The following is a 10,668-nucleotide window of genomic DNA, read 5'->3' as shown; positions in this document are numbered from 1 at the left end:
GGAGCACTGGCCAAGATCAAAGGTAGAACCGACAACCCTTCCGCCCGGGCCCGTGACCTGGTCACCGTGCGTATCGTTGCACTGCGCGGCTGACCACGATCGAGGGCAGTTGGGGAGCCACGATGACCGTCGTCGACGACAAGATCGCCATGATTGCCTCGGCAAGCGCATCAAGGTGTTCTCCGACGTACGGATCGATTTCCCTGGCGAGGAGAACGGCTTCTGCCCCGACGTGGCCAAGCTCCGCGACGGCGCGACGACAGACGAGACCGGGCACTGGAGGCACGAGGACGTCGAGTTCGTCGCCGAGGTGATCTCCAAGGGCACCGCGGCCAACGAATACGGCCCCAAGAAAGCCGCCTACGCCACCGCGGAAGTCCCCGTCTACCTGATCGCCGACCCCTACCAGGGCAAGCGCCACGTCTACACCGAGCCCAAGGACGGCGAATACCTCGACGAGCACACCGTCGCCTTCGGCGTGGACGCCGACCTGACCGGCACCGTCGTCGGCCTCGTCCTCGAAACCGGCGGCTTCCCCCGCGGCTGAACCCGCTCAGCCCCGTCCGCCCCGTCACGGCCGATACGGCCCACCCGCCGGCAGCGACCACTCCGGATCGTGGTCGGGATGGTCGGCGAACGCGGCGGCGAGGTCACGCAGCGTCAGGAAGAGGGTGTGGCGGCGGGTGAGGGCCGCGGCCATGGCCGGGGTGCCGGACACGCCCTCGTTGGGGGGCACCTCTGGGGGTACCACCCACGCCCTTCGGGCAGTGGGGGAACCTTCAGGGCACTGGGGGAGGAGCCGATCGACCTCGGCCACGGCGCGTTCGTAACGGTCCAGCAGGCGCCGCCGCGCAACGAGGTCCGCGCGGGCGCGGGCCGGCGAGTGCCGGGCGAGATGCGCCCCGGCGAGGGTGGCGTCATCGCGCAGCCGGTCCTTTGCCGCCCCGTCCAGCGGCGCACGGCTGTTCAGGCGGTACGGGCCCACCGTGAGGAAGTCATCGCCGAAGCCGGAGCCGGGCGGGGCGGCGAACGGCTGCTCGCGGGCCACCAGGACCTTCCACTCGGGCCAGTGCGTGACCTCCGCCCGGTACTCGGGGAACGGCGTCGTGAACGCCGTGCGGAACCAGTACTCCAGGGCGTGCACGTTGTTCTCCAGGCGGGCCGCGCCCTCGACGGCCCGGTCCGCGTCGTCGAGCCGGGCGCGCAGGAAGTCGGGGAGTGCGGGCGCGGGACGTACCCGGCGCTGCCACGCGGGCGTTCCCGGCTCGGTGTGCGCACGGCCCAGGTCGCGCAGCAGGTAGCCGACGGCGCGACCGACCCAGTACCAGTCACGTTCCTCGTCCGGTGCGGACCGCTCGGCTCCGGCGGTGCTGCGGGCTACGTGACCGTACGGCGTCGGGTCCTTCTGCGACGCCTTGATGCCGGCGCGCAGCGGGGTGCCACGGCCGGCCGGCAGCCGGGCGAGGACGTTCTCCAGCGCGCCCAGGGCGTCGAACGCGGGCACCGACACCGCGCCCTCGCAGGCCAGCAGCTGCTGCTCGTACCGGTCGCCCCAGAACTCGGTGCGCCAGCCCGGCCACCGGTCGGCGAGCGCGGGCAGCAGCTGCTCGCAGGTCGCGCCCGTCCACACGCCGACGGTCCGCTCGGGAACGTCGACGTGGGTGCCGCTGACCGGGATCGCGCCCAGCGTGAGGGATGCCGGCGTCAGGGCCGCGACGCCGTCGGACGGGACGTCGCCGCCGTGCCCGTCGAGCGCCCTCGGTGGACGTTCCAGCAGGGCGGGTCCCTGCCAGCCGGTGTGCCGTTCCGGATCGTCGGCGTCGCACGGCCAGGCCCGGACGGCGCCCTCGGCCGTGCGGACCGTGAGGAGGTGGATCCCCTGGTCCGGGCGGGTCGGATCGTCGACGACGTACGGCGTCGTGGGCGTCCACCGGCTGCGGACCAGGGAACGGTCCAGGCCCAGCGCGCCGACGAGGTCGCCCTGCCCGTCGTAGGCCCACCTGACCTCCCAGTGCCAGTCCCGCCAGACCCGGCGCAGCAGCTCCCGGAAGACCCGTGTCTCGGGCGTGTCGAACGCCCCTCCGTCGGTGCCGTGGAAGAGCAGGCGTCGGCGGGTCGCGTCGAGGATGGCGCCGCCCTCGGCGAAGCTGTCGCTGTACCAGCCGCGCACGGCGTGGCGGTCGCCGTCGTCGATACGGGCCAGCTTCTCGACCGCGTGCCGCACGACGTGCGGGCCGCGGACGAGGAGGGCGGCGAGGTCCCTGGCGGCGGCGTGGTCCTGGTACAGCCGCCACCCGTGCTCGTCGACGACAACGAAGTTGGCCCGGTGACCCATGGCGGGCATTATGCGGGAGCGACGCACGCCCAACCCCGGCACGGACGCCGGTCACTTGGGGCCGCGCGCCCCGGACCCTCCCGTTCCGTTGCCGCCCCGCGGCGCCCTCGCTCCTCACGATGGCATCGCATTCACACCATCTCCGCAGTCATGAGGCGCAACAGCACCTACCGTGAACGGCCGGCGTGTGCATGCTGATGAGTGCGGCGTCGACGGGAGGGCGATGGAGGTATGGCTGTGGAGCCGTTAGGGGCGGGGGATCCGCCGGCCATCGGCGCCTACCGGCTGCTGAGGCGGCTGGGTGCGGGCGGCATGGGCCAGGTGTTCCTGGGGCGCGCACAGGACGGACCGATGGTGGCGGTCAAGGTCGTCCACGAGGAGCTGGCGCGGCAGACGCACTTCCGGGAGCGGTTCCGCGCGGAGGTCCGGGCGACACAGCGGGTCAGCGGAAGATGGACCGCTGCGGTGCTGGACTACGACACCGAGTCGGACGTGCCGTGGGTCGCCACCGCGTACGTGGCCGGCGCCCCGTTGCAGACGGTGGTGCAGTCGCACGGGCCGCTCGCGGAGCACTCGGTGTGGGCGCTCGCGCTCGGCCTGGGGCAGGCGCTGACGCAGATCCACGGCGCCGGGCTGATCCACCGCGACCTGAAACCGTCGAACGTGATGGTGGCGCTCGAGGGGCCCAAGGTCATCGACTTCGGCATCGCCCGGGCCGTGGACGCCAGTACCGTGCTGACCAGGACCGGTGCGCTGGTGGGCTCCCCCGCGTACATGTCGCCCGAGCAGGTCAGGGGCGAGCAGGCGACGGGCGCGGTCGACGTGTTCGCGCTGGGTGCCGTGCTGGCGTACGCGGCCACGGGCCTGGCGCCGTTCTCCTGGGGCGAGGCCGAGTACCACACCGTGCTGTACCGGGTGATGGGCCAGCCGCCCCACCTCGGCCCGGAGGACGGGCCGCTGCGCGGGCAGCTGCGGGAGCTGGTGCTGCGGTGCCTGGCGAAGGAACCGGGCGAACGGCCCGGCCTGGCGGAGATCGTGCAACAGTCGAAGACGCAGGCCGGCACCCGCTACTGGCTGCCGACCCCGCTGGCGGCACAGCTCCGGCGGGAAGCGGCGGCGCTGCTGTCGCTCCACGAGCCGATCCGGGCCCATCCTGGCCCGGCGCCCGGCGGAGCGGGACCGAATGGGACGGTCGGCGCGGTGCCGGCCCCGTTGTTCGGCCAGACCACGGACGACGCCTCCGTGTCGATGGCGGACCGGGTACCTCCCGTGGCCCCGACACCGGCACCAGCTCCGGCACCGGCACCGGCACCGGCACCGCACACCGAGCGGACGCCCGAGCGGACGCTGTGGCCGGCGTGGATCACGGGGACCGGAGGGCGCCGGAACCGTTACCTCGTCGGTGCGGTGTCCGGGGCGGCGGCGTTGGCACTGGGGAGCTGGCTGGTGGTGACGAACCTGGCGGACCCGCCACCGGACGACCGCGGGCAGGACCCGGGCTCGACGCAGACACCGCTCGCCGACCTGGTGCCGCCTCAGGCGCGCGACGCGGGCGGCCTCTTCGTCCACGTCGCCGACCGGGACGACATCATGCTCCGCATGGAGAAGGGCGCCCCCACCGGGTTCGAGGTCGACCTCATCAAGGCGATGGGGCAACGGCTCGACCTGGAAGTCCACTTCACCGTGCACGGGGACGACGACAAGGCTGCTGTCGCCGCCCGCGAGGAGGGTGGCGACGTCCCCGCGCACGTGGCGGTGGCCGAGCTCTCGGACACCGCGGAGAACCGGCGGGAGTGGGGCGTGGACATGGTCGACGACCTCCAGAGCGGCTACGGCGTCATCAGCAAGGGCGAGCACAACTCCCTGGACGAGCTGTGCGGCAAGACGATCAGCACCTACACGGACCCGAAATTCCAGCAGGAGCTCCGCCACCAGGCCGACTGCGAGCAGCCGTTCAAGCTCCTGCCGTTCGACCACCGCGACAAGATGGTGAACGCGGTCCAGTCGGGCAAGGCCGAGGCCGTGGTGTTGCAGTACCCGCTGGCGGCCGAGCAGCTCGGCTTCGAGCAACCGGACACCGGGCTCACCCTCAGCCTCGTCAGGACCGGCCTCGGCCCCCGGGGCATCGGAGTGCCCCAGGGGCAGCCGGAGCTGCGGAAGGCCGTGGCCGGGGCCCTGGAGGCGCTCGTCAAGGACGGCACGTACGAACGGCTGCTGAAGAAGTGGCACCTGGAACTGGGAGCGGTCGACGAGGTCGAGATCAACTCCGGCTCGTGACCGCCGCCCCGCCGCCAAGGAGGTCACCGGGACCACCCCCTTCCTCTCCCCACCGGTGCTCCCCACCGGTGGGGAGCACCCGTCTTCCCCGCCCGACCCTGTCGCACGAGCGCGGGACTGGTCCCCGGCACCCGCGCCTACGGTCGCGCCGACCGATTTCGTGGCCCGGTGACGTGCTCCGAGTCACGCGAGGCCGGGCCACGGGGGAACCGCGAACAAGGAGGGCAACGCAGTGACGCGTACCCGTATGACCCGCCGCACAGTGGCCTGGAGACGTTCCAGGCCCGCGCTGGCGGTGGCCGCGCTCGCCGTGGTGACCGCGCTGACGGTGCCGGCGCAGGCCGCCGGCGCCCGGACCGCCCCCGGCACGGACACCGCGGCCGCCGCGGAGGTGCCGGCCGACGTCCTCGACCTGACCGACTGGAAGCTGACGCTGCCCACCGGCGAGGACGAGGACCCGACCGAGATCACCCAGCCCGAGCTGGCCGACTACTCCGAAGACCCGTACTTCGTGGTCAACGAGGACGGCGACGGGGTGCGGTTCCAGGCCCCCGTCAACGGCGTCACCACCGGCGGCTCCAGCAACCCGCGCTCGGAACTGCGCGAGATGACCGACGGCGGCGAGGACGAGGCCTCCTGGTCGTCGACCGAGGGCACCCACACCCTCACCGTGAAGGAGGCGTTCACGCACGTCCCCGAGGGGCGGCCGTACGTCGTCGGCGCCCAGATCCACGGCGCGGACGACGACGTCACCGCGCTGCGCCTGGAGGGCTCCAAGCTCTACATCACGGAGGACGACACCACCCACCACCACCTGGTCACCGACGACTATCAACTCGGCACGCCCATCGAGCTGAAGTACGTCGTCAGCGACGGCGAGGTGAAGATCTACTACAACGGCGAGCTGGAGGACACGCTCGACTACGACGGCGACGGCAACTACTTCAAGGCCGGCGCCTACACCCAGGCGAACTGCGGCAACACCGACCCGTGCAGCGACGACAACTACGGCGAGGTGGAGATCTACGACCTGAGCGTCGACCACGGCGACGGCCAGGGCGACGGAGGCGACGGGGACGACCCGGACGGCCCCTCGGACGACGGCACCCAGGCCGCCGTGGAGTACGGCTGGGGCGACCCGCTGCCGATATCCGACGAGTTCGACTACTCGGGCCCCGTCGACCCCGACAAGTGGTCCACGCCGTCGGGCGACGAGGGCGGCACGGAGGGCTGCTGGCCGGGCCACAACGACAACGGCCGGCGGTGCGCGAAGAACAGCGTCGTCGGGGACGGCATCCTCACCATGACCGGCGACGAGAACGGCGACACGGGCTGGCTCAGCCAGAAGCTCGACGCGCACTACGGCCGCTGGGAGATCCGCTCGCGCTCCTACAACACCGGGGACGACGGCGAGACCTACCACCCGCTGCACCTGATCTGGCCCACCAGTGACGACCGGCACGAGGACGGCGAGTACGACTGGGTCGAGTACACCGACCCCGACGCCCAGTGCCTCGGGGCGTGGCTGCACTACCCGGACAACCCCTCGGACGAGAAGGAGCACTTCGAGGACTGCTCGGTGGACATGACGCAGTGGCACAACTTCGCGTTCGAGTGGACACCGGACGGCCTGACCGGCTACGTCGACGGCAAGCAGTACTTCCACATGGCGGACGGCGCCGACGACGAGCACGGGGACATCCAGGACATGCCCGAGGGGAACCTCGACATCCAGCTCGACAACTTCACCGGCACCGACGGCATCCGTCCCGCCGCGTTCGAGGTGGACTGGGTCCGCACCTACGCCGTCGACTGACGTACGGCCGCGGGCAACGGCACCCCTGGCGCCGCCCGCCCACCCCGAGCGGTGGGCGGGCGGCGCACGGCTGGTTCAATGTGCAACCCACGGAACCTTGTTGCGCGGTGCACGGACGCGGGCGGAGACGAAGGCGGAATCGGGGGGACTATGGCGGCGCGGGTGCTCGCCGGCCGGTACGAGCTGACGTCGCTGGTCGGCCGGGGTGGCATGGGCGAGGTCTGGGAGGGCCGGGACCGTGTCATCGGCCGGCGGGTGGCCATCAAGCTGCTGCCCCACCACGCGGACGACACCGGGGCCGAACTGTTCTTCCGGGAGGCGCGCACCGCCGGCCAGTTGAACCATCGCGGCGTGATCACGGTGTTCGACATCGGCCAGGACCCGGACGACCGGACGCTGTTCCTGGTGATGGAGTTCGTGACCGGCCGCGACCTGGCCACGCTGCTGCGGCAGGACGGGCCGCCGCCGGTGTCCCACGCGGTGGACTGGGCCGCCCAGGCCGCCGCCGCCCTGGCCGCGGCGCACACCGCCGGCGTGGTGCACCGGGACCTCAAGCCGGCCAACCTGATGCTCACCGACGGCGGGGAGATCAAGGTCCTCGACTTCGGCATCGCCCGGTTCATGGCGGCCACCGGCAAGTCCAGCCAGGTCATGGGCACCCTCGCCTACATGCCTCCGGAACGGTTCGCCGAGCACCCCGGCGACGAGCGGTCGGACCTGTACGCGTTGGGCTGCGTCCTGCACGAACTGCTCACCGGCGCGACACCGTTCCAGGCCACCGGTCCCGTGGCGATGATGACCGCGCACCTGAACAAGGCGCCCACGCCGCCCGGCGAACTGCGCCCCGAGGTCCCCGCCGCCCTCGACGAGCTGGTCCTGAAGCTGCTGTCCAAGGAGGCCACGCACCGTCCCGCGTCGGCCACCGACGTCCGCGACGCCCTGCGTGCGCTGCACGCCACGCTCCCGGCGCCCACGGTGGCCGACCGCGTTCCCGTCGCCCCGCGCCCGTCCTCCGCTCCCGCGGCACCCCCGGCACCCCCGGCACCCGGGTCGCCGCCCGCGTCACCCGGGCCTTCCGGGCCGCCCGCGACCGCCAGGGACCCGCGGCCCGCACCGGTCCGCGACGACCAGGCTTCCGGCCACGGCCCGCACGCCCTCCCCACCCGGACGGCGCTCCCGCCACGGCCCGCCCAGGCGCCGCACCCCACCGCGCCGGAGCCGACGTTCCTCACCAGGCGCCGTGCCCTGTGGCTCGGCCTCGGGACGACGGCGGTCGCCGCCGTGGGCATCGGCGCCGCACTGCTGAATTCCGGTGACGACCCGGCGGACGACCAGCGCGCCGGGTCCACCGGCTCGGCCGGCGGCCCGAGCCCGTCCAGCTCGCCGACCCCCGTCCACCGCGGATGGCATCACCCCCTCGATGTCGAGTCCGATGCGAAGATGCCGGCCCTGGGCGACAAGGCGCTCTACGCCATCGACGACGACGCGCTGCACGCCCTGGACCTGACCACCGGCAAGCAGGTGTGGCGTGCGCGCACCGGGAAGGAAAGCCCCGACCGGGTGGCGACGGCCGGCTCCCTCGTGTTCGTCGCGTGCCGCAACGTGGCTCTGTACGCGTTCGACGGCGCCGGGAAACCGAAGTGGCAGTGGCACCCGAACCCCCGTCCCCAGTACGGCTTCGAGATCGGGGCACGGGACGACGTCGTGTGCGTCGTCGTCGACAAGACCCTGGTCTGCCTGAACGCCCGCACCGGGAAGCCGAAGTGGACGTTCGTCGCGGACGACTTCGTCCTCGACGTGACGCCGGCCGACGGCACCGTGTACGTCTCGGACCGCAAGAACGGCGTGTACGCCGTGCACGCCGGCACCGGCAGCAGGCGGTGGAAGGTCTCCGCCGCCCGCGACACCCGGCTGGGGCTCACGGAGCTGCCGCAGGAGAAGGCCGTCGCCGTGGTCGCCGGAGCGAAGGTACGTGCCCTGGACGCGGGCGACGGCCGTGAGAAGTGGGCCACGACGGTGAAGGGCGTCGGCTCCCAGGGTCTGTCGCCCGCGGTGGTCGCCGGTGACAAGCTCTACGTCGGTGGTGACGGCCGGCTGGCCCACGCGCTGCGCGCGACGGACGGCAGACTGCTGTGGTCCGGCGGAGCGGGCGGGGGGACCGCCCCCGCCGTCGCGGCCGGCAGGGTGTACGTCGCCGGACGCGACGACGACGCCTCCACCGTCCACGCGCTGGACGCGAAGGACGGCAGCAGGATCTGGAGCTACGACAGCGGCAGCTCCATCGACGGCCTCACGAGCAACCATCCCCTCGTGCACGGCGGTCTCGTGTTCGTCGCCAACGAGCTGGGCATAGCCGCGATCGACGCGGCCACCGGCCAGGACCCTCCGGCATGACAGGCCCCGGGCACGGACCGAAGCCGGCCGGCGCAGGAGAACGAGGAATCCGATCGCGTGAACCCGCCGCAGCACCGGAGTAGGCCCGCACGGCACCTCTTGCCTGGAGCGCACTCGAAGTCGTTACCTTGGCGACCATGAAGTACACACAGTTGGGACGCACCGGAGTCAAGGTCAGCCGGCTGGTCCTCGGGACCATGAACTTCGGTCCGCAGACCGACGAGGCCGACAGCCACGCGATCATGGACGCGGCGCTGGCCTCCGGGATCAACTTCTTCGACACCGCCAACGTGTACGGCTGGGGTGAGAACAAGGGCCGTACGGAAGAGATCATCGGCAACTGGTTCGCCAAGGGCGGCGGGCGCCGCGACAAGGTCGTGCTGGCCACCAAGGTGTACGGCAACATGGGCACGGACGGCGAGGTCTGGCCCAACCACGACAAGCTCTCCGCCGTGAACATCCGGCGAGCCGTCGACGCCAGCCTGAAGCGACTCCAGACGGACCACATCGACCTGTACCAGTTCCACCACGTCGACCGCCTGACCCCGTTCGAGGAGATCTGGCAGGCCATCGACGTCCTCGTGCAGCAGGGCAAGATCCTCTACGCGGGCTCGTCGAACTTCGCGGGCTACAAGATCGCCCAGGCCAACGAGGCCGCCGCCCGGCGTGGCAGCTTCGGCCTGGTCAGCGAGCAGTGCCTGTACAACCTGGTGGAGCGGCGCGCCGAGATGGAGGTCATCCCGGCCGCCGAGGACTACGGCCTCGGCGTCATCCCCTGGTCGCCGCTGCACGGCGGCCTGCTCGGCGGGGTGCTGAAGAAGCAGGCGGAAGGCGGTCGCCGCGCCTCGGGGCGGGCCGCCGACGCGCTCAACGACCCGGCCACCCGCGCCCAGCTCCAGTCCTACGAGGACCTGCTCGACAAGCACGGCCTGGCGCCCGGTGAGGCGGCCCTGGCCTGGCTGCTCACCCGGCCCGGCGTGACCGGCCCGATCGTCGGCCCGCGCACCGCCGAGCAGCTGGACTCCGCGCTGCGCGCCGTCGAGCTCGAACTGTCGGATGAGGTCCGCACGGGTCTGGAGGAGATCTTCCCGGGCCCGGGTCCGTCGCCGGAGGCGTTCGCCTGGTAGGTCACCTCGTGGTTCACACGGGAGCGGTGGGGCGAGTGGTAGCACCCGGCGGTACGGCGGCTCAGTGCCTCAGTACCCGCCGGGTGCGCCCGGTCGCCGGGCCTGCTGCGGCGGCGCCGGGGCGGGCGGCGTCTGCGGCGGTACCTGGGGTGCGTGGCCCGGAGCCGGACCGCCGGCTCGGGCCCCGGCGCGACCCGCCACGCTGATCAGCCCCACGGACACCGAGCCGACGATCAGGCCGACGCCGGCGAGGGACACGGCGATGGGCGTGTACTCATTGCCGTACGTGGTGTAGTCCCCGTCGTCGCTGGTCGAGCGGTGGGTACAGGTCTGCTTGCCGGCGTTGCCCTCGCAGTCCCAGTAGAAATTGACGTAACCGTCGGAATGCTGCCCTTTTGCCATGAATATGCCCACGCCGAGCAGGGCGAGGCCGACGATCAAGAAGGCGTACTGAAGAACGCGTGAGACGGGAACCATGTGCGTGCGCTGCCTCGGGATTCGGTGGTGCCGACGATGCCGTCGGGAGATGCCGCACCGAGCCGCACGCCCGCCGTACCCCGGCCGTACGCCTGCCGTCCTGTGATGCTCCCCCGACCTCGTATCCTCACCCGGCGCTCACCGGCTGACAAGGCGCCGAGCCGGGCGCCGGCGAAGGGGCACGGGGCGTGCGGGGAGGGGGAAGGTCGGACGGGGAGCTCAGCGGCCCACGGCCGCCGTCA

General features: G+C 72.3%; 6 protein-coding genes and 1 pseudogene. 5 read left to right on the top strand and 2 right to left on the bottom strand.

What is annotated here, in order from left to right:
• Nucleotides 1-166 precede the first annotated feature (166 nt).
• Nucleotides 167-547: pseudogene (locus NQO67_RS42280) on the top strand (Uma2 family endonuclease); the annotation flags it as partial.
• Between the two features lie 24 nt (nt 548-571).
• Here NQO67_RS42280 and NQO67_RS42275 read toward each other — a convergent pair.
• Nucleotides 572-2,335: a DUF6221 family protein gene (locus tag NQO67_RS42275; protein ID WP_255955947.1), complete on the bottom strand. Its 1,764-nt coding sequence runs from the start codon at nt 2,333-2,335 to the stop codon at nt 572-574.
• Between the two features lie 231 nt (nt 2,336-2,566).
• Here NQO67_RS42275 and NQO67_RS42270 point away from each other — a divergent pair, with 231 nt between their 5' ends.
• The 4 genes from NQO67_RS42270 (at nt 2,567) to NQO67_RS42250 (ending at nt 9,949) form a co-directional block, all read left to right on the top strand.
• Nucleotides 2,567-4,612, top strand: a complete 2,046-nt coding sequence (locus tag NQO67_RS42270; RefSeq protein WP_255955946.1) for a serine/threonine-protein kinase — start codon at nt 2,567-2,569, stop codon at nt 4,610-4,612.
• 232 nt (nt 4,613-4,844) lie between these two features.
• Nucleotides 4,845-6,428 (top strand): polysaccharide lyase family 7 protein, encoded by a 1,584-nt coding sequence (locus tag NQO67_RS42265; protein ID WP_255955945.1) that lies wholly within the window; start codon nt 4,845-4,847, stop codon nt 6,426-6,428.
• 150 nt (nt 6,429-6,578) lie between these two features.
• Nucleotides 6,579-8,822: a protein kinase domain-containing protein gene (locus tag NQO67_RS44090; RefSeq protein ID WP_305126946.1), complete on the top strand. Its 2,244-nt coding sequence runs from the start codon at nt 6,579-6,581 to the stop codon at nt 8,820-8,822.
• A 137-nt stretch (nt 8,823-8,959) separates the two neighbouring features.
• The gene (locus NQO67_RS42250; RefSeq protein WP_255955943.1) at nt 8,960-9,949 is read left to right on the top strand and encodes an aldo/keto reductase; all 990 of its coding nucleotides are present in this window, start codon (nt 8,960-8,962) and stop codon (nt 9,947-9,949) included.
• 69 nt (nt 9,950-10,018) lie between these two features.
• Here the strand turns inward: NQO67_RS42250 and NQO67_RS42245 are convergent, their stop codons facing one another.
• Nucleotides 10,019-10,426 (bottom strand): hypothetical protein, encoded by a 408-nt coding sequence (locus NQO67_RS42245; RefSeq protein ID WP_255955942.1) that lies wholly within the window; start codon nt 10,424-10,426, stop codon nt 10,019-10,021.
• Nucleotides 10,427-10,668: the final 242 nt, after the last annotated feature.

The sequence above is a fragment of the Streptomyces odontomachi genome (assembly GCF_024435355.1).
Classification (GTDB): domain Bacteria; phylum Actinomycetota; class Actinomycetes; order Streptomycetales; family Streptomycetaceae; genus Streptomyces; species Streptomyces odontomachi.
Note: the sequence above shows the minus strand (reverse complement) of the source record. Positions and strands in the feature narration are given on the sequence as shown.